This is a genomic window from Scytonema sp. HK-05, assembly GCF_963872035.1.
Taxonomy (GTDB): domain Bacteria; phylum Cyanobacteriota; class Cyanobacteriia; order Cyanobacteriales; family Nostocaceae; genus Kalymmatonema.
The window spans coordinates 63,551-82,632 of the sequence record NZ_CAWMYC010000136.1 but is presented as its reverse complement, the minus strand read 5'-3'; the positions used below and the strand labels follow the sequence as shown (position 1 = coordinate 82,632).

The window sequence follows — 19,082 nt, the reverse complement described above, 5'->3', positions numbered from 1 at the left end:
GGTTGTGTCTATTCCAGAGGAGGCAGGGGCTGGGTAACAGGGGAAAGGAAAGAAGAACTCTTGAGACAAGGGGACTTTTGACAAGTTTATGAACTCAAAACTCTCTAACTCCAAATTCGCTAATTTAGCCGCACAACTGTCTGTCCTCCTCCTTCACGTTGGCATTCGTCCGCAGATAATCCCGCACCCAATTGCAACCATACTGGAGGAAATCGAGCTGGAAAATTCGCTCTAAATTCCACAAAATGGCGGTTTTATCCTGGCTGGCTGAGGCGATAAACTTCCCATCAGGGCTAAAGGCAACTCCAAACACCCCATCGCTATGTCCCTTTAAGGTTTCAATCTCTTGACCGTCGTAGCTCCAAAGTTTGACTGTGCCATCGAAACTGGCTGAGGCAATCGTCTTGCCATCCGGGCTAAAGGCAACTCCAAACACCCCATTTTTGTGTCCCTTAAAAGCTCTGATTTCTGTACCGTCGCGCCGCCAAAGTCTCACCATGTTATCCATACCTGCTGAAGCGAGGGTCTTTCCATCCGGACTAAATGCCACTCCAGCCACCTGACGGCGATGGCTTTTTAACGTGTGTAGAAGCTTGTAGCTGGGCTTTCCAGATGCGATGGCATTATCCCACTGCCAAAGATTGACTGTGCCGTCCACGCTAGCTGAGGCAATTGTCTTTCCGTCAGGGCTAAAGGCAACTCCGTTAATGTGATCGGTATGCCCTTTGAGAGTTGCCAATTCAGTGCCGTCAATCTTCCAGACTTTGACGGTTCTGTCCTCACCCGCCGAGGCAATCGACTGCCCATCTGGATGGAAATCAACCGCGAAGACTCTGCCCTGATGTCCGGTGAAAGTGTGGAGTAAGGTTCCATCTAGTCGCCACAACCGAACAGTGCTGTCATAACCACCTGTAGCAATGGTGTCTCCATTAGGGCTGAAATCTACTCCGAAAACTTTATCGGCTTGTTTGGGGAAAGTGCGAATTAAGTTACCATCAAGCCGCCAAAGTTTCACTGTACTGTCGCGACTGGCGGTGGCAATTGTCTTTCCGTCAGGGCTAAATTTTATGGTGTAAATTGATGCTTGATGTCCGTTAAGAGTCTGGAGCAAACTGTCATCAAGCTTCCAGAGGATGATCGGGCCATCCCAACTGGTTGAGGCGAGAATTTGCCCGTCAGGACTCCAAGCCACTCCAGAGACGACATCCTTGGCGGCTGGCAGGGTTTTTACGAGAGTCCCGTCAAGCTTCCAAAGTTTGACTGTTCTGTCAAGACTTGCCGAGGCGATTAAACGACCTTGAGGGTTAAAAGCGATTTTTTCTACTGTATCACTGTGTCCAGTTAGGGTTTGAACTAACGTGCCGTCAAGGTGCCAAAGTTTGACGGTTTTATCCCAACTTGCCGAGGCAATAAGATTTCCTTGAGGGCTAAAGGCCACCTTCCTGACTCTATCTGTATGTCCGGTTAGGGTTCTTATCAGTTTACCGTCTGTACTCCAGAGTTTGATCGTTTTATCTTTAGAAGCAGATGCAATAATCTGACTGTCAGGGCTAAAGGCAACGCTGAAAACTTCATCCGTATGTCCGGTGAGAGTTCTGTGCAGTTCGCCGCCTGCACTCCAGAGTTTAATTGTTTTATCTTTAGAAGCAGAAGCAATGGTCTGATTGTTAGGAGCGATCGCTACTTGTAAAACATCATTGGTATGTCCGTTTAAGGTGTGCCACAAGGTATAGCTCGGCTTTGGGTTTGCTGATTTTGTACTCGTTTTGCGCCAAAGTTTAACGGTGTTATCTCCAGAACTAGAAGCAATTAGATCTCCTCTGGGGCTAAATACGACTCCCCAAACCGTCTTGTTGTGTCCTTGAAGCGTGAGCAGCTTTGTACCGTCTTTTTTCCAAAGATCGATGGTTTTGTCGGCAGAAGCTGAGGCAATGAGTTCGCCATCAGGGCTGAAACTTACATCATTAACCACATTGTTATGCCCGGATAACTGGTTATACTCAACCGCTCCATAAACAGCCTGATGGAGAGCCTCCTTAACTGAGTGCTGGATCTCTGCGTCTGCAACACCCAACTTCTGCAATCGTCGCTTTGCTGTGATGGCTTGTACTAGTGCATCTAACTTTTGATTTGAGGCGAATAGCGCTTCGGAAGATTTAGCGATCGCTTTAATCTCGCTGACAGCAGTTTGCCGATACTGAACATAAACCTCTAGCCCCAATGCACAGGCTAGAATTAATGCCATACTTACTACAAAAAGCAAAAACCCTTGCCGCCTAGAACTTTTTTTCTCTAGTGCTAATATTTTTTGTTCCTCTGCCAGTCGCGCTTCCACTTCTTTAAGCCGTTCTGCTTCTAAAGCTTGCTGCATTTCCAGTCTATCCAATTCGCCAGAAGCGGCTAAAAATTGATAGTCCAAATCGCTCAAACTTTTACTTTGCGCCCAGTATGAAGCGTCTTTCAGCGCTTGCCCTCTGAGAAGACGCGAACTATCTTGTTGTTTGGAAGCAATCCAAGCATCAAACGCCTGCGAGTAAGGACGCAATGCTGCTAATCTTTTTTCAACCCATTGAAGATTAAATACTTGTTGATAGATGCGATTTTTTACCTTGAGGATTCCCGAGTGTCTAACGACTAACCCACTGAGTAACAATTCAATCTGTTCTCGGCTATCATCACTTTTTATTTCAATTCCTTGCAAAACTTGTTGATAAATGCCTAGAATTCTACCAGCCCGCTGACCGTTACGTTCAATGCGATCGCGTATAGTTCTCAGGTGTTCCGGTTCATCCTGCGATTCCCAACGCGAAATTATGCGAGTTTTGACCAAGTTCTCAAGAAAGAACGATTCCGTACCTGGTGGAATGCAACCATTACCATCGTGCCTGATTGTCCCTTGACTCAATTGCACGACTAAATGACACAACTTCTGAGTGAGAAACGGTTGTCCACCCGTCCAGTCTAAAATCGCCCTGACAACCGATGCAGGTGCATCCACCGTCTTTTCCAACCCTTGAATTAAAGGAGTCACTTCCTCCCACTCAAATCCTTTGAGTTCTATTGCTTGCCCAATATTGAACGGTGTCTTGGTTCTGTCTCGAATCAGATCCGAGGGAGTTGCTACTCCAAAAATCGCAAAGGTAATGCGTTGATATTCTCGGTTGATTGCCCGTTGGTTATAGCAGAAGCGAATAAAGGCAAAAAAGTCATCAATCGAAAAGTTAAGCCCCAGCAGACTGTCGATTTCATCGACAAAGATAAACAACTGTTGTTGGGGAAACTGCACCAGTAGCAATTCCTCAATAAACAACCGCAGCCGTTGCAGTAAACCGAGATCGTTGCGTTGTTGCCACCAAGTTTTCAGGTTCAAGGTTTCCAGTAGTCCCAACTGTCGCCATAAATCACCTACAAATCCCTTGTACCATTGCAGTGGAGTAATTTGTTCGCTCCCCACCGCACTCAAATCCACAGCAGCGCAGTGAAAGCCCTCTTGCTGGAGGCGATGCTTGGTTCGTACTAGCAGTGAGGATTTGCCCATTTGCCGGGAGTTGAGGACATAGCAGAACTCTCCTCGCTGAAGGGCTTGATACAGTTGCGAGTCGGCAAGCCGCTCTACGTAACTTGGTGCATCAATCGCTAAACTACCGCTGACTTGATACCTATATTGGGGCATAAAAAGTTGATTATTAAACCAATATCTTCCCCAAAAAAAGAGGATAAAGAGAGAGGGCGTTCTGTAGTAAAGTTATTGTCTTCCACAACGACAACTTCATTGCTACAATTCCCCCATCTTCGACATCCTATCACTTTTACAGTGCTTGCTAGTGCAAATAAACGCTACAACAACAGCGGCAATTGAACCGGATAATCGTAGCAATGCTAGCTATGAACGCAACAGTAACGATGTTGGGAATCTCCCGGTGGGCTGGGGTTGGTGGTAGTTATCGTACTGTGTATCGATTTTTTCATACTGTCATACCCTGGGCAACTCTGTTTTAGCTGTTCTTCCACAAGTCTTGGTTTATAAAAAATACAAGTAGCTGCTTTTGTCAATAATCTCAATTGGCTAATTAATTCCCCAACTAGAGCTACAGATACTTCAAGCCCGGATAAGCTTGCTTCCAAGAGGGGCAATGCTCTTAATCTATATCAACCATGACGCGATCGAGAATTTCTGGTGTGAGGCTCATTGAGATATCGCTCCTTGGCATAGACAATAGCCGAGGCGATCTGCGCCAATGCGCGAGAGTACTTCCGCAATCATTTGCCACAAATTAAGGCTTTTTGGCACGTGTCAAGGGAGCATCGCAATTTTGCAACAAGACAAGAGAAAGGGAAAATTATTCGCTCCTTAAACTAGCGAATAAAAGGGGACTATGCAGATGTTGCCATAATTTCTTCATTGTCAATAGTTTTATTTTGAACCATGAGTTTAAGTAAATTTAGAATTTTTTCGCTCTAGCTGATAAAACTTTTTGGTTTACTGACTATCTATTATTCAGTTGTTTACCTCAACGAGAAATAGATAAAGTTGGTATGTTTGTGTAAAGTTTTACTGCTGTAAGCAAAGTCAGAATTAACCGATTTTGTCAATATACTACATAGGTAAATTAACTCCCCAACTAGAGCTACAGGTTGGTTACAAGAGGCGCTTCGGACGAATTACAGATACTAATTCAAGAGGGGAAGAAGAAAAAAGTTGTTAGTAGGAATTACAGATTGACAAAAAGCAAAAATTGTGAGATTAAGGTGACTTGAATGACTAATGTCCCTGAAAGTTGCTATCCGGCGATCGCACAGCAGCACTCTCGCGATCGCACCTTTATATTGCTATGAACCGCAAACTAACAATTAGTTACTTTTGTCAACTGAGATCTTGCACCATTCTCAAGCTTGCCTCATAACCCGCCAAGAACTTAAGTTCTTGCGTCATAGCTCAAGTCCACTCTCATTGGACTAAAATTCTTATCTAGTCGTCTTTAAACGACTGGAGTTTAGACTAGTCTAAACTCCAAAAAGTAGGAAAACTAGGAAAAGTAGGAAAAGTAGTATAAGTCGGATATTAGCTATTAGAAGATAAAAAAGTGTTGACTTAATAATAAAGTTGTGAGTATGATTCTTCTAGAATATTTAGCGTTCATGTTTGTCTATTCGGTAAGGACTAAATATTCACTCCTAAGCATGGGTGCGTTTCTGTGTGCTTAAAGTCTTCAAAGGAGAAGAAAAAGCCTTTTTAGACAATTCCTTTCACCCTCAAAAAATTAGTCAACACATTCAACAATATAAACTCATGAAAAAGCTCAGTTCGTTTGTTCTGGCAGCAATTTTGTTTGTCTGTACTTTGCTGTCGATAACTCCTCATGCTTTGGCTCAAACAGCCTTTCCTACTCCAGGGAAAAACTACTACCTCACTGCTAAAGTAAGCGGTAAAGTTTTAGATGTATCTGGTGGTAGTACTGATAATGGTGCCAACATCCAACAATGGGAAAAAGGAGGAGTTGACCAGCAAAAGTGGAGGTTGGAAGATGCGGGAAATGGCTACTATTACCTTGTCTCTCAAAAAAGCGGGAAGGTAGCTGCTGCAGACTATAAGGGTGTTACGGGTACTAATCTAAATAATGTTGTCCAATATGACAAGGTTGGTGCTGAAGAGCAAAAGTGGAAATTAGAAGATGCAGGAAATGGCTATTTCAGCCTCGTTAATAAAGCTACTGGCAAACTTCTCGATGTAGAGGGTGCTGGACTTACAGACGGAACTAATGTTCAACAATGTGAGAAAAATGGAACTGATGCCCAAAAATGGAAGTTTGAAACTGCGGATACTGCTCCCAGTGTACCCAATACCCCTAAAAAGATTTCCATAGATGCCGCGACAAATACAGGTAATGGCAAACGCTATTTCTTTAAAGGTAATCAATATATCCGTTATGATAGTGACGCAAACAAAGTGGATGCAGGCTATCCAAAACCAATTAAAGAATGGAAAGGCTTAGAAGCTTTTGCTAATGGTATAGATGCTGTTTTTGAATGGACAGATAGTGTATTCTTCTTTAAGGGGAATCAATATATTCGTTTGGATGATGACGGAAATAAAGTTCTTGAAGGTTATCCAAAACCAATTAAGGGGAACTGGAATGGTTTAGAGCCTTTTGCTAATGGTATAGATGCTGTTATTGGGGGTGGCGACTATCACTATTTCTTTAAAGGTAATCAATCTATCACTTTTAATAAAGAAGCCAATAAAGCTGATGGTTCTCCATTACCAATTAACACTAAAGGGCATTGGGTTGGTTTAGAGCCTTTTGCTGATGGTATAGATGCTGCTTATGAAAAGCCTCCATACATCTATTTCTTTAAGGGCGATCAATACATTCGTTATGATACGCGACCGTATGAACCTGCTGAGGGTCCAAAACCAATTAAGGATAACTGGAATGGTTTAGAGGCTTTTGCTCAGTAAAATTTCAAAGTCCACAGCAATCCTACCCTGGGTTTTCCTAGACAAGTCCAGTGCAAACGCTTCTTGATTGGTCTTGACAATAAAGCCCCACTTACTAGATAGGTGGGGCACAATTGTGTCTAAAATGTTGAACTTCTACTCCTGACAAAGTGGCCTATCGCCCTCTTCCACCTCTGCTCCCGTCCGCAGATAATCTCGTACCCAGTTACAGCCATATTCCAGCAGGTCAAGTTTAAGTATGCGCGGTAAATCCCAAATAACGAGAGTGTTATCTTCACCTACAGAAGCTAAAAAACTGCCATCAGGGGCGTTCTGCGTTTCGCAGCAGCGCTTCGCTATCGCCAGATTCCAAACTGAACCACTATGACCGAGTAGAGTAGTAATCAACTGCCCTTCTCGACTCCAGATTTTCACAGTTGTGTCCATTCCAGAGGAGGCAAAAAACTGACCGTCGCTACTCCAAGCAATGTTAGACACTAAACCGTTATGACCGACAAAGGTTTGCTCAGATTGGCTTGCAACTCCATCTTTTGAATTATATTTCCACAGCTTAATCGTGCTATCACCACTACAGGAGGCAAGTAACTGACCGTCAGGACTAAAAGCAACATCATTAACACTCGCATCATTTTCAGCAAGAGTTGTCAACAATCTGCCGTCTCGATGCCAAACTTTAATTTGGTTTAAATTACCACTGGAGGCAAGTAACTGACTGTCAGGACTAAAGGCAACACATGAAACCATCTCTTCTTGTCCAGTGAGAATATTGTGTAATGTGCCATCGGTCGTCCAAAGCCTCACCTTACCATCCCCATAACCAGAGGCAATCAGCTTGCTATCAGGACTAAAGGCAAGGCTAAACGCTAATCCTCCTTCTGCTGGCAGTATTTTTAGAAGTTCAGCTTTGTCCCAGTTTCTACCCTCACGCTGCCAGAGTCTAACAATACTATCGTTGCTTCCCGTTGCTAAGGTTTCTCCAATGCCTGACGGCAGGCTAGCGCCAACAGGACTAAAAGCAACACTAAACATCGATGCCTCGTGTTGCAAGGTATTCAGCAATGTGCCATCGCGCTGCCAAAGTTTGACAGTGTAATCCAAACTGGCAGTCGCAATAGTGGAACTATCTGGACTGATGGCAACACCGAAAATTGGCGCACTGTGAGCATTTATAGTAGTTTTGAGGTCATGAGTGGGTTTCCACATCCGGATGATGCTATCCGCGCCAGCAGAAATAAAATAACTTCCGTCTGGGCTGTAGGCAATTGTTCGCACTGTTGAACGATGCGCTTTGAGGGTACTCAGTTCTATTCCTTCAACACTCCAAATTTTGACAGTTTTATCTCCACTGACAGTCACAAGAGTTTTGCCGTCAGGACTAAAGGCAATGTCCCATACAGCAGCGCTATGTCCGGCTATTGTTGTGATCAACGTGCCATCAAGATGCCACAATTTAGTAGTAGTATCTTGACTGGTAGAAGCGAGAATTTGTCCGTTACGACTGAGAACCAATGTGCTTATCCCGGCTTGGTGTGCCACCCATTTCTTTAGCAGTGTTCCGTTCTCCTGCCAGAGGTAAATTACGTTCTCTGCCTGTGTAATTATCAGTTGAGTTTCAGGAACAAAAATAACAGCGGCTGCATGGTTTGGATGTTTTAACGATCCGAGCAAAACACCATCCAGACTCCATAAATTTACCACTCCATCATCGTGCCCTGAAGCAACGATTTGACCGTTCGGGTTGAAGTTTACAACGCGAGTCGTTGTAGAATAGTTGGCTATAATTTTGGGTGTATCTTCATCCAGTCGCCACAGTTTCACATTGCCATCATTATGTCCTGAAACTATCATTTTACCGTCAGGACTGAATTTAACTGACCAAACTGCCACAGATTCATTTTGCAAGGTTTTAAGTAAGGTGCCGTCTCGTTGCCAAAGTTTGATCGCGCCATCCATTCCTGCTGAAACAATCAGGTTACTATCAGGACTGATATCAACACTCCAGATATCGGCAGTATGTCCCGTCAAATGATTACATTCGGTTGTGCCATAAACCGCCTGTCGCAGGGCATTATCAATTTTTTGTTCTAATTCGGGTTCAACTGAACCTAATTGTTGTAACTTTTGCTTAGCTTTAATGGCTTGAACTAATGCTTCTAAACCTTGATGGGAGGCATAGAGGGCTTCAGATGCACTGGCGATCGCTTTAATCTCACTGAGTCTAGATTGTTGTAAGGCAGCCATGTTGGCATTGAGCAAGAATTGTTGAATTCTAGTCGCTTTTTGTTCTTGCACAAGTCTGGCTTCTACTTCTGTAACACGTTCTGCCTCTAAGCGCAATTCCACTTCTTTTCGATCTATTTCTTGGGAGGCATTAAAAAATAAATAATCTAAATCACTCAAACTTTTACCCTGCGCCCAAAGTTGAGCGTCTTTGAGCGCTTGTCCGCGCAACAATCGCGATTCATCTTTTTGCCCGGAAGCTACCCAAGCATCAAACGCCTGCGAGTAAGGACGCAATGCCGCTAATCTTTTTTCAACCCATTGAAGATTAAATACTTGTTGATAGATGCGATTTTTTACCTTGAGGATTCCCGAGTGTCTAACGACTAACCCACTGAGTAACAATTCAATCTGTTCTCGGCTATCATCACTTTTTATTTCAATTCCTTGCAAAATTTTTTGATAAATGCCTAGAATTCTACCAGCCCGGTGACCGTTACGTTCAATGCGATCGCGTATAGTTCTCAGGTGTTCCGGTTCATCCTGCGATTCCCAACGCGAAATTATGCGGGTTTTGACCAAGTTCTCAAGAAAGAACGATTCCGTACCTGGTGGAATGCAACCATTACCACCGTGCCCGATTGTCCCTTGAGTCAATTGCACGACTAAATGACACAACTTTTGAGTGAGAAACGGTTGTCCACCCGTCCAGTCTAAAATCGCCCTGACAACCGATGCAGGTGCATCCACCGTCTTTTCCAACCCTTGAATTAAAGGAGTCACTTCCTCCCACTCAAATCCTTTGAGTTCTATTGCTTGCCCAATATTGAACGGTGTCTTGGTTCTGTCTCGAATCAGATCCGAGGGAGTTGCTACTCCAAAAATCGCAAAGGTAATGCGTTGATATTCTCGGTTGATTGCCCGTTGGTTATAGCAGAAGCGAATAAAGGCAAAAAAGTCATCAATCGAAAAGTTAAGCCCCAGCAGACTGTCGATTTCATCGACAAAGATAAACAACCGTTGTTGGGGAAACTGCACCAGTAGCAATTCCTCAATAAACAACCGCAGCCGTTGCAGTAAACCGAGATCGTTGCGTTGTTGCCACCAAGTTTTCAGGTTCAAGGTTTCCAGTAGTCCCAACTGTCGCCATAAATCACCTACAAATCCCTTGTACCATTGCAGTGGAGTAATTTGTTCGCTCCCCACCGCACTCAAATCCACAGCAGCGCAGTGAAAGCCCTCTTGCTGCAGGCGATGCTTGGTTCGTACTAGCAGTGAGGATTTGCCCATTTGCCGGGAGTTGAGGACATAGCAGAACTCTCCTCGCTGAAGGGCTTGATACAGTTGCGAGTCGGCAAGCCGCTCTACGTAACTTGGTGCATCAATCGCTAAACTACCGCTGACTTGATACCTATATTGGGGCATATAAAGTTGATTATAAGGGGTAGGCTGAAAACCCCGGAGAAACAGCAACGTAGTTGCGTATTTCGTGCTTCAGACCGGGGATGAAAGCCACGACGCAGGGTTTACCCTGCCGTGATGTTTTCTTTTTTGGGTTCTGGTAGAGAATCAATCCATTCATCAATCATACTGCTGATAGTTCGGTCTAGCTCGGCTGACAATAAGACTAGCTTATGATACCTGCGGTCGGTTAGCCTTACATTTAATCTTTTAGTCTTCATTTTGGCGTTATATGGCGTTACATTCATGGTAGCATATATTGAGTTAGTGAAATGACAAGGAGGTGATAACGCAGTGCTGGTTTTAGAGTACAAAGTAAAAGTAAAAAGACAGCAATGTAAAGCTATTGATGAGGCTATTCGTACTACTCAATTCATCCGCAACAAAGCTATTAGACATTGGATGGATGCACCGAAAGAGCAAAAAATAGACAAAATAGCGTTGAATAACTACTCAACGGCGCTGCGTAAAGAATTTGGATTTGTTAAAGACTTGAATTCAATGGCTTGTCAGGCTGCAACAGAAAGAGCGTGGCTATCTATTGCCAGATTCTACGACAATTGCAAGTCTAAAAAGCCTGGAAAAAAGGGTTTCCCAAGGTTTCAAAAAGATAACCGTTCTGTTGAATACAAGACTAGTGGCTGGTCACTAAATCCTACAAAACGACGCATCACCTTTACTGATAAAAAAGGTATTGGTGAAGTTAAGCTACTGGGGAAATGGGATATTCATACCTACCCTGTAAAATCCATTAAGCGAGTTCGACTTGTTCGTAAAGCTGACGGTTACTACTGTCAGTTTGCAATTGATATTGAGGTTAAAACAGAACCAAGAGCAGGCAATGGTGAAATCGGCTTAGACGTTGGGTTGGAGTTTTTCTATTCTGATTCCAACGGACACCACGAAGAAAACCCCCGCTTTCTGCGTAAAGCTGAAAAAGCGATTAAACACGCCCAACGTGAGATTTACAAAAAAGAAAAAGGTAAAAACCAACGACGGTTAGCTAGGCGGAGATATGCTCGGAAACATTTGAGAGTAAATAGGCAGCGGAATGAACACGCGAAGAGAATCGCGCGTAACGTATGCAAGGCTAACGCCTTAGTCGCCTATGAAAACTTGAATGTTAAAGGCATGGTACGAAACTACTGTTTAGCCAAGTCCATTAATGATGTGGCTTGGTCACTATTCCGTCGTTGGTTAGAATATTTTGCTCAAAAGTTCAACACCACAGTTGTTGCAGTCAATCCTAAATACACTTCTCAGAAGTGTAGTGATTGTGGGGCAATTGTGAAAAAATCTCTTTCGACTCGTACCCATAAATGTGGTTGCGGATGTCAGCTTCAGAGAGATGTGAACGCAGCGATAAATATTCTAAATCTTGTAAGAGCTAGGGACGGGCAGTCCCGAAGTAACGCTACAGGAGCCGCAACCTCTACTCTCCTTGGCGCAAGCCTGGTTGAGCAAGTGGCGACGTTGAATGTAGAATCCCCTCGGCTTTAGCCAGGGGAGTGTCAATAAAGTCAATTATTTTAAACGTAGAGTAGCTTTAATTTCAATAGATGTTAAAAATTACGTATTTTCAGCACTTAGTATTCAACCTAATGACTTGCCTTTAGATTTACTTTATAAATAGCCTCTAACAAGAGATACAGCTATTTTTTTGCTAATGGCTTTGACTCAGAGCGTGATAAACCCTGTTCAGCGTGTGTAGACGCGTTTTGTAGAAAATGGTGTAGATTCCAGTGCCTCGACTCTGCGGGCGGTGAATTCCCCAGTTTTTTTCAAAAGAGCGTCAATAGCGTTGCTAACTGTGAGTTGAGGTAACCCGAGCAGGTATTCAACCAACCGCAGTGTAAGGCTGGCATTCGTAAACAATTTGAGGAACTTGTTGCCGGTTAACGAATTATTGGTTCTTCCCAAATAATTCGTTAACCGACACCCGGTAACTGTGCCGAGGGTTTAATTTTAAATCGCCCTAATAACTGCCGGATCCGTCATGGGGTTTCCATTAATTCAACTTCCGAAGAAGTCTAAAGGTGCGATCGCACCTGTTGAAACCAAGTCAATTTTCCTTGAACAATTAAGAGCATCGCGCCTCTTGGAGCCAACGTGAGCTTCTAGTTGGTCATTTAATTCACCGATTTAGATAGTTGACAAAAGCCAATAACTGTATATTATTTTTCAAATATCACTAATTTAGATGATTGACAAAAGTCACTAGTTGTGAAAAATATCTCTCAAAGCGGTATAATTTTAGACAAAAATACCAACTTTATCTATTTCTCGTTGAGCAAAACAACTGAAATAATACATAGAAATAATACATAGTAAAGTTTTTTGGTGAATGTACGCTTAGAGCAATTCAGCCCTTGTCGTTCTGCCCTGGAGCTATCTGCATCAAAGCCGAATTGGATTAACTGCTTGTTTGGGGTGCATAAGAATCTAGAGCGTTCCTTGCTGTGTACATACTACTCAAATGGAATCACTACATGAATATTGGCGAAGTTCTGGACATTGTACAAACTCTGCTCTCTAGGCAACTAAGTTCCCTTGAGCGCTTAATCCTGTGTCAGTCATGGCTCGGACGCGGTTATAAGCAGATGGCACGCGATTGTGCCTATAGTATCGCTCACATCAAGGATATTGGCTGCCAGTTGTGGCGAGCCCTTTCTAAAGCATTAGGGGAGAGAGTGACGAAAAAAAATCTGTTTTTAGTCCTCAAGCAATATTTGCTTTCCCGGACAGGTGAAACAGTGGCTAGCGACCAGTTATCAGTAACTAGTGAGTTAGCAGAAGTAATAGATCCACCACTAACACCTACCACTAATCAGTTACCAGTTCCCACTGATTTAGTAGAGCCTTCATACTCAGAAGATAGCGAGCAATTACCACCCTTTTGCGATCGCCCTACAGCCCTTCTCCTAAAGGAGACGCTACGCAAACGGGCATCCTACGGCAGGCGCTGCCCTTCTCTTCTCCTGTCGGAGAGGCTGCGCCAACGAGACACTTTCTCGCCTTCGGCTGCGACTGCTTTGCAAACGCGAACAGGCAATCGCTGCGAGCTAGTTACTGAAGAAGATGAGTGGCTTTTTAGAGCTAAATTAAATAGCTAAAAACTTTTTTAAACTTGCTTATACTTATTTAGTCTGAGGAAGTTTTTGATGTGGAAGGTAGGAGAGTATTGGGCTTATTCATGCTGCTCAAGAATTAAGAAAAATAATTGCGGAAGTACTCTCGATATAGCTCACAGCTAACAGTTGCTTGACTATCGATTATATGCACCAATCCTAAACTTTTTAACTTAAACGCCACCTCAATTTCTAACTCGATTGGAGCCGTTAAAACCTGCCCAAAGGCGTCAGCTAATTTAGGATGCTGTTGAAGGTTCCACAACTGATACTGAAGATGTTGTTGATAGATTCCAGTATTCCTCGTAGCATCTTGCAGTAACGTTTGCACAGGAATCTTCAAGCGGGCACTTTGATACAATGCCAGTCGAATTAAATACGGAAAACCATCAGTGAGCTTCATTAACTGCTCAAGTTCACGCTTTGTAAGTTGAAGTCCGTGACGTTCGGCTAAATCCTGCACCTGTTCTGGGCTAAAGGTCGGCAGTTCGATCGCTAATCCCACATTAAACGGAGAGCGATGGGTGGGTAAGGGAATGTAAACTTCAACTGCATGAGCCATCACGACTCGTAATTTCTGCCAGACTGAAATGTCTTTTGTTTCCTCATACCAAGAACGCAACAGGACGAAAAAATCACTAGCAACTTCTGGGTACTCAAATAATTGGTCTACCTTATCTAGTGCTAAAACGATAGGGTTAGAGAGTTCCTTGAGCAGATAGCCCTGAAAATAAATCGTGCTGTTAATCAAAGCTCCCATATCCTCGTCCCAGAAGTCATTTAATCTAGATTCCAAACCCAACTGCTGTGTGACATTACTACAAAACCAGCGTAAGAAGCGTGAACTCTGGGCAAACACCTGTGTTCCGGCGTGATGTAAGCTGAGTCGCACTGTGTGGTAATTCTGACTGCTCCCATAATCTAGAATTCGTGCAATTAGGGAAGTCTTCCCCATGTTTCGAGGTGCAAAGATGCGAATGAACGCATGGGGTTGGAGAATTTCTTGATAACAGGTTTGTTCGATAGTTGATCGCTCAATGTACAAAGAGGAAGCGAGGGGAACCTGTCCTTCTGGAGATTCTAGAACGTAGCGTTCCCTAAGAAAGCCCGCCGTCTTTATTGCTGCTGTTGTCTCGGTCGTCTGAGGATTATCAAAAGAAGCGAATTTTTCTAACCGCTGTTCTAGCAGCGCCGCGAGATTCGTCTTATTAACTTTTTCACCGAGCGCCTCTGAAAGCAACTGCCATAGTTTAGGCGCAACTGAGAACTTAATATAGCTTTCAGAGTAGTTATTTTCAAGAGCAATATTAGCGTAAGTTTTTTTGTTATTAAGTAGAGAGTTTCGCAGGATTACTTTTTGAATATAGTTAAGTGAAACCCCTGTTTCTGTAGCCACTAACTGGAGCGCAAATTCAACAAGTTTTTCAATGTTTTTCATTTTGGCTTCATCGAGGTTGGCTCCCGTCAAATCTGCCTCTTTCAAGTTGGCTTTGAATATATTGCTATGATTCGTATATATCATGGTTAGGCGACTGGCATGATTTTTGACTGGTTTCGACTTTTAAAACATCCTCTAAGGTTTCTTCCTGAATAAAATTTATTTTGTTTTTATTTTGTTCACGATTAATCCATTCTGTTTCAATTTCAACTTGTAGCTCTTGGGAAAACCTGTCTAAAGGTAAGTCATTAAGTGAATCTTTATTATCAGGCAATTAGCTTCGCTAAATAGCAACCTAATATAATACCAACTACCGCTAAAATGGCACTGCCTACCCAGTAAAAAATGGTGGCTCCCTGCTTGCCATTACGCCACAGCGTCAATGTATCGTATCCCTAGGTAGAGAAGGTTGTATAAGCACCCAAGAAACCAGTTCTTACCAGCAAATCTATCTCAGATGGAAATTCTTTAATCCCCTTAAATAAGGTGAAGAAAAAGCCCATTAGTAAACAACCTGTGAAGTTGATAATAAAAGTGCCGTAAGGAAAGTTTGTACCTATGGCTGCACCAATAGCGATCGCAAGCACACCGAACAAAGTAACATTTTGCAGCCATTAACACACTCCTTAGCTAATTACATTCAGCGATATGAAATTTAATTTTTGAGAGTCAAAATTTATAGACCTTCAGTCTAATAGGACATTTCCATAAAGTCTAATGCTTTATAAGCATCACAGTTATAACTTTTAAGCATAGTAGGCTAGCACTTTCAGTATTACTCCCTTTCCACCATGAATATTACTTAAATTCGTAGGTAAAGCTATGTCGCACATTCGCGCTTTGTAGGGCATAACCCCACCTACAAAAATCGGTAATTTTAGAGCAGAAAGGGAGTAAATCTCCATAAAGAGGTAGAAAGTTTACGTATATATTCATACTTATACAAATCTGCTTATAGAATTTGTAAAAGCACAAATTAGTTGGATAAGTAGGATAAGCAAGATAAGTTTGATATTAATCATCTTGTTTAGTAACTAAGAAAATGTGTTATTTGACAGGTTGACTAACTGCAATGTGAGCGCTCAACCAAACTTTGTATTTTTTTCTTGACAAATTACGAGAGTTGCGTGGTATTGCTTAAAACCTAACCGAATATGACTTTATGCAACTTGGCATTAGGTTTTCAGTTGATCTACATTTATTGGGAACTGCGAAATGTGGGTTCTAAATTCCACATGGAGGGTATCTATACCCTCTTTCTCCAAGAGAGCCAATATAGCTAAATTCAATTTTTCAAATAAGGCGACAGACGGAAATCTGAAAACCCAAACTACATGTGAATTTCTTAATTATGAATTACGAATTGGTATTACAGAATTTAATTACCGAAAATTAAATACTTACAAAAATTTAGGGTAATAGAACATACATCTAAAGTCCAATACCTTATAATTATGATAGCTATAACTTTTAGGCATACCCGATAAATTCATGGAATTACGGCATCTTAAATATTTTGTGACCGTTGCAGAAGAACTCAACTTTAGCCGTGCTGCCGTCCGGCTGTATATTTCCCAACCTGCGTTAAGCCGTCAAATCAAAAACCTTGAAGACGAACTGAGCGTTGTGCTGTTTCTCAGACAATCTGATGGATTGACACTCACACAAGCGGGGAAATTTTTTCTTGAACAAGCAAAAGATATTTTGAATCGTAGTGATGTGGCTGTGCAAACCCTCAAGGCTCATTACAGCAACACTCTGGAGCCTTTGGTAATTGGCTATATCCCAACCATCCTCCAGACTTTTCTTGGTCAAACCCTCCACCGCTTTGGACGTAGCTATCCTGAAGTTGCTGTACGTTTGCAGGAGATGCCGCCCAGTGATCAAGTTAGAGCATTGCGAAATGGCATGATTGATATTGCCTTTATGGGCAATCCACCCGATGAGTTAGACGAAGAGTTTACAGTCAAATGTGTTAAGAAAGTGCCTATTGCTGCTGTGATACCGGATACACATCCGCTGGCAAATCAATCCTCAATTAATCTAGCTTCCCTTGCTACTGAAAAATTTATCGGGATGTCTGAAGAAAAGTTTCCCGGGCGGAACGATCGTATCCGCGACACTTGCCGCTGCGCTGGCTTTATGCCAAATCTGCACCTGTTTGCCGATAGCCACGCTTCCATGATTGCCCTCGTGGCAGCAGGGCAAGGGGTAGCAGTTATGCCGAACGAGGCAGAAGCACTGCCTCATCCTCAAGTTGTGTTTATGCGGCTCCACCATCCCATATACTATGCCCGATCCGCTGCCGTGTGGAGGAAAGAAACACCATGCAAATCTTTAGATAAATATCTCAAAATTCTGTTTGAGTATGTTCAAGAGTAATTGACAATCTCCCAAATTGAATTCAGGAGATTTGCTGGGTAAACGAGTCCTCGCTCAGCTTTTTACGTTGAACAGCTTAAGAAGTTCACACCGTCACCGGTTGCTCTTTTTCAATTGCTGATTGCTCATTGGTTGATTGCTTGACTCTATTGAGCCATTTTTCAGCCTTTGAATAGTTATCTTTTTGTACCTGCTTGATTGCTTGCTGGAAGTGCAATTGCACACCCCAAACATCTGCATGGAAACGCTTCTCTTTCTTCATGCGCTCAAAGAATTCTACTGCCTCAATTTGTGATAGTTCGCCAACCGATTTGGCGATTGGGCGAAGCCCACTGCCCTAAGCCCTTCGGGCACGCTGCGCGAACGGGCAATCGCCATAAACACCTCAAACACATCATCTGCCATCTTGGCATCACCGCAGACATAGTAAGTCCCATACGTAACGTCTCTACTGTATTCCACGCAACACCGAACCCGCTATAATTCTGTTTCAGGAATTGCAGCAATTCTGGATTCTGAACTATGCTGTCTTAAAAAACCTGATAATCTCGCGGACATGATCGAGAAATTGTCCGTCGGTAGAAAGTTGGGCGATCGCCCCTCTTGCTTCTCTTGCTAGACGTTCATGTTCCGTCTGATTTGTAGCGCGCTCTGCTTCGAGATTTGCAGAAATACGAGCTAATTCTTTGCGCGTTTCTTCTAAATAAGTTTGTTGGTTGGCTGCTAAGGAATAGGGCTGTTCTGGGTTAAGTTGTTCTTCTAAGCGCTGAACGGTTGCTTCTAGAGTGTCGAAACGGGAACGAAGTTCCACAACATCTTCACGCGGATACTTCCATTCTTGACGAATCATAACCAACCGTGCATATAAGTACTCATAAGCACTAATGGCTGGACGTAATCCAGTTAATAACAAAGCAGCACCAGAACTGACATAGCCAACTGCACTAATACCAGTAGCGGCGAGGGTGTAAAGACCAATAGCTGAGAATAAGTGTAAGGCAAGAGCAACAAAGAGCGATCGCCTTGCCAAAACCTTGACGTACTCCAGTTGTTTCTCATCCACCGGAATTTCTTTTTCAGTTGATTGCGCCCCTTCTGCTAAAACTTCTTTCGCCTGAAAATAGATATTCCACGGTACAGTCACAATCACCAACAGCCACCAAAAACTTGCGCCCCCAATCACCCAATCCAGAAAATTGCCAGTAGGTATATGAAACCATTGCAGCACGCTAAAAGCCAGCAGTACCAAAATCATAATTCCCAGACTGGAACCAATGAACAAGTTAAAATACATCTTGCCTAATCTCCGATGAAGATATCACTTCAATCTTGGCGAGGGGTTGGGACTTAGGCAAAAATGCTTGTGATGGTTTTTAGAGTTACACACTAAGAAAGCGAAGGGAATAGGGAATGGGAAATGATAAATTACAAATTATGAATTATGCAAGAGTCATACTCTACTCTAATTTCATAATTCATAATGAATAATTTATCGAATCAAATAACTGCGCCAAACTGATTTAGAATCCTTGCCACTAGCTTCAGGAACCAGTAACCGCCAAGTTTTACCTTCTTTTTGAAGTTGCAGGTAAACTTCAAAAGGTTTTTGAGGTTGTGTCAACCGTCGTTTTGGTAGTTTCAACGTGAGTTCGTAAGTTCCATGAACGCGGTATGTGGGTAAATTTTGAATTGTCAGAGGTTGTTCCTGAGTAATTGATAACCGATGGATTTCAAATCCCTGAAAATCCAAATCTAGCTGTTGGCTGAGTTGCTGTTGAGTTTTCTCTAATTCAAATACAATTGCTTTTTCCACTAACTGCCTAGTTGGTGCAAGAACACTCGTGGTACACGCAGTTAATAGTCCCAACAAAATTAAGCTGATAATTAGCCGCACCATCACTGTAACTCCTCCATACTCATGTCTGCTATTCCAAAGCGATTGTATAGGTTATAGCTGGTGCAATTATCGCGCCTATCTGTGGCAAAAATTAGT

15 protein-coding genes and 1 pseudogene are annotated in these 19,082 nt (G+C 42.9%); 5 read left to right on the top strand and 11 right to left on the bottom strand.

Translation table 11 applies throughout. The features are described 5' to 3' along the window. Window positions 1–124: 124 nt before the first annotated feature. On the bottom strand, window positions 125–3,673 hold the full coding sequence (locus AACT52_RS30700; RefSeq protein ID WP_073627912.1) for an AAA-like domain-containing protein: 3,549 nt from the start codon (window positions 3,671–3,673) through the stop codon (window positions 125–127). Window positions 3,674–3,788: 115 nt separating this feature from the next. Here AACT52_RS30700 and AACT52_RS30695 point away from each other — a divergent pair. Then, window positions 3,789–3,996, top strand: a pseudogene (locus AACT52_RS30695) (transposase); the annotation flags it as partial. Window positions 3,997–4,139: 143 nt separating this feature from the next. Here the strand turns inward: AACT52_RS30695 and AACT52_RS30690 are convergent. Next, a complete protein-coding gene (locus tag AACT52_RS30690; RefSeq protein WP_272937063.1) occupies window positions 4,140–4,271 on the bottom strand; it encodes a hypothetical protein in 132 nt (43 codons plus the stop codon). A gap of 926 nt (window positions 4,272–5,197) precedes the next feature. Between AACT52_RS30690 and AACT52_RS30685 the strand changes: the two genes are divergently transcribed. Then, window positions 5,198–6,460, top strand: a complete 1,263-nt coding sequence (locus AACT52_RS30685) for an RICIN domain-containing protein (protein WP_073627910.1) — start codon at window positions 5,198–5,200, stop codon at window positions 6,458–6,460. Between the two features lie 135 nt (window positions 6,461–6,595). Here AACT52_RS30685 and AACT52_RS30680 read toward each other — a convergent pair whose 3' ends face one another. Together AACT52_RS30680 and AACT52_RS30675 are read right to left on the bottom strand one after the other, a co-directional pair. Continuing rightward, window positions 6,596–10,105: an AAA-like domain-containing protein gene (locus AACT52_RS30680; RefSeq protein ID WP_073627908.1), complete on the bottom strand. Its 3,510-nt coding sequence runs from the start codon at window positions 10,103–10,105 to the stop codon at window positions 6,596–6,598. Between the two features lie 101 nt (window positions 10,106–10,206). Then, window positions 10,207–10,362: a hypothetical protein gene (locus AACT52_RS30675; protein ID WP_198940828.1), complete on the bottom strand. Its 156-nt coding sequence runs from the start codon at window positions 10,360–10,362 to the stop codon at window positions 10,207–10,209. 73 nt (window positions 10,363–10,435) lie between these two features. On the opposite strand from AACT52_RS30675, the gene AACT52_RS30670 reads away from it, so the two are divergent. Both AACT52_RS30670 and AACT52_RS30665 read left to right on the top strand, forming a co-directional pair. Further along, entirely contained in the window at window positions 10,436–11,641 is a 1,206-nt protein-coding gene (locus tag AACT52_RS30670; RefSeq protein WP_073627906.1) for an RNA-guided endonuclease InsQ/TnpB family protein, read from the top strand. A gap of 989 nt (window positions 11,642–12,630) precedes the next feature. Further along, entirely contained in the window at window positions 12,631–13,254 is a 624-nt protein-coding gene (locus AACT52_RS30665) for a hypothetical protein (protein WP_073627904.1), read from the top strand. A 94-nt stretch (window positions 13,255–13,348) separates the two neighbouring features. On the opposite strand, the gene AACT52_RS30660 is transcribed toward AACT52_RS30665, so the two are convergent. From AACT52_RS30660 to AACT52_RS30650, 3 genes are all read right to left on the bottom strand, one after another. Further along, window positions 13,349–14,791, bottom strand: a complete 1,443-nt coding sequence (locus tag AACT52_RS30660; protein WP_233153803.1) for an AAA-like domain-containing protein — start codon at window positions 14,789–14,791, stop codon at window positions 13,349–13,351. Then, a complete protein-coding gene (locus AACT52_RS30655) occupies window positions 14,772–14,981 on the bottom strand; it encodes a hypothetical protein (RefSeq protein ID WP_073627902.1) in 210 nt (69 codons plus the stop codon). Before AACT52_RS30655 ends, AACT52_RS30660 begins: the two co-directional genes overlap by 20 nt. A 121-nt stretch (window positions 14,982–15,102) precedes the next feature. Next, window positions 15,103–15,294: a fluoride efflux transporter FluC gene (locus tag AACT52_RS30650; RefSeq protein ID WP_233153807.1), complete on the bottom strand. Its 192-nt coding sequence runs from the start codon at window positions 15,292–15,294 to the stop codon at window positions 15,103–15,105. 904 nt (window positions 15,295–16,198) lie between these two features. Between AACT52_RS30650 and AACT52_RS30645 the strand changes: the two genes are divergently transcribed. Then, entirely contained in the window at window positions 16,199–17,089 is an 891-nt protein-coding gene (locus AACT52_RS30645; RefSeq protein ID WP_073627900.1) for a LysR family transcriptional regulator, read from the top strand. Window positions 17,090–17,174: 85 nt separating this feature from the next. Here the strand turns inward: AACT52_RS30645 and AACT52_RS30640 are convergent, their stop codons facing one another. The 4 genes from AACT52_RS30640 to AACT52_RS30625 all read right to left on the bottom strand — a co-directional run bounded on the left by AACT52_RS30640 (window position 17,175) and on the right by AACT52_RS30625 (window position 18,986). Then, window positions 17,175–17,351: a hypothetical protein gene (locus AACT52_RS30640; protein WP_158054509.1), complete on the bottom strand. Its 177-nt coding sequence runs from the start codon at window positions 17,349–17,351 to the stop codon at window positions 17,175–17,177. Between the two features lie 14 nt (window positions 17,352–17,365). Then, window positions 17,366–17,551 carry a hypothetical protein gene (locus AACT52_RS30635; RefSeq protein ID WP_143172718.1) on the bottom strand — a complete coding sequence of 62 codons (186 nt, stop codon included), beginning with the start codon at window positions 17,549–17,551 and terminating at the stop codon, window positions 17,366–17,368. Window positions 17,552–17,609: 58 nt separating this feature from the next. Then, window positions 17,610–18,383, bottom strand: coding sequence for a hypothetical protein (locus tag AACT52_RS30630; protein WP_073627898.1), 774 nt, complete (start codon window positions 18,381–18,383; stop codon window positions 17,610–17,612). Between the two features lie 195 nt (window positions 18,384–18,578). Next, window positions 18,579–18,986 (bottom strand): hypothetical protein, encoded by a 408-nt coding sequence (locus AACT52_RS30625; RefSeq protein WP_073627896.1) that lies wholly within the window; start codon window positions 18,984–18,986, stop codon window positions 18,579–18,581. Window positions 18,987–19,082 lie beyond the last annotated feature (96 nt).